This window comes from Streptomyces sp. SPB074, assembly GCF_000154905.1.
Lineage (GTDB): Bacteria > Actinomycetota > Actinomycetes > Streptomycetales > Streptomycetaceae > Streptomyces.
Genome location: NZ_GG770539.1, coordinates 108,144 through 109,178 on the forward strand (window position 1 = coordinate 108,144; position 1,035 = coordinate 109,178).

Sequence of the window (1,035 nt, forward strand, 5' to 3'; positions counted from 1 at the left end):
GGCCGCCGTCTCCCTCGCCTCCGTCCACATCCATCCGCTCAAGGCCGGTCGCGCTCTCGACGTGCCGGAGGCGGTCGTGGAGCCCTGGGGACTCGCGGGTGACCGCCGCTGGATGCTCGTGGACGACACCGCACGCCAGCTGACCCAGCGTGACGAACCGCGCCTCGCGCTGCTCGACGCGCGGGAGGCGGACGGCGGCGGGCTGGTCCTGAGCGGCCCGGGCCTCACGCCCTGCCACGTGCCGCTCCCGGCGGCGGGGAGCGTCAGGGTGCGGCTGTTCCGGGACGAGGTCGAGGTCGTCCCGGCCGCGGCGGCCGCGTCCGCGTGGTGCGCCGCGTACCTCGGCCGTCCCGTCCGGCTCGTGCGCCTCGCCGCGCCCGCGACGGCGCGCCCCGTGGACCCGGCGTACGCGCGGCCCGGCGAGACGGTGAGCCTCGCGGACGGCTACCCCCTGCTGCTCACGAGCACCGCTTCGCTCGCCGCGCTCGACTCGCTCGTCGCCGCGGACGGGCTGAGCGCCGAGGGGCCGGTGCCGATGGGCAGGTTCCGGCCCAATCTGGTCGTCTCGGGCGGGGCGCCGTGGGCGGAGGAGGGCTGGGAGCGGGTGCGGATCGGTGAGGTCCTCTTCCGGGTGGCGAAGCCGTGCGGGCGCTGCGTGGTGACGACCGTCGACCAGGCCACGGCGGTGCGTGGCAAGGAACCGCTGCGGACCCTGGCGCGGCACCGGAGACGGGAGGGGAAGGCGGTGTTCGGCATGAACCTCGTCCCGGAGTCGGCCGGTTCGGTGCGGGTCGGCGACCCCGTGAGGGTGGTCGGGGCGGGCCGCCCCGGGGCCGTCGCATAGCCTGCTGCCCGCCGGAAACGGTAGGAATCGGGGGGCCGCGGGCGCCGGGAGGCGCGAGTGGGAAGGGGTGGGCGTCGTGCGAGCGGTCTGGGGGCTGTGGGCGTGGCGGCACAATCCGCTGCGGCGAACGAGTGACCGGATCGAGGGCTGGGCGGGCCCTGCTGACGGTCCTGCTGCTCCTCGTCCTCGTC

Annotated in this window: 1 protein-coding gene; it reads left to right on the forward strand. The window is 76.5% G+C overall.

Going from position 1 to position 1,035, the window contains the following annotated elements:
• Positions 1–844 (forward strand): MOSC domain-containing protein (locus SSBG_RS00490; protein ID WP_037868580.1); only part of this gene is annotated, 844 nt, incomplete at its 5' end.
• Positions 845–1,035 lie beyond the last annotated feature (191 nt).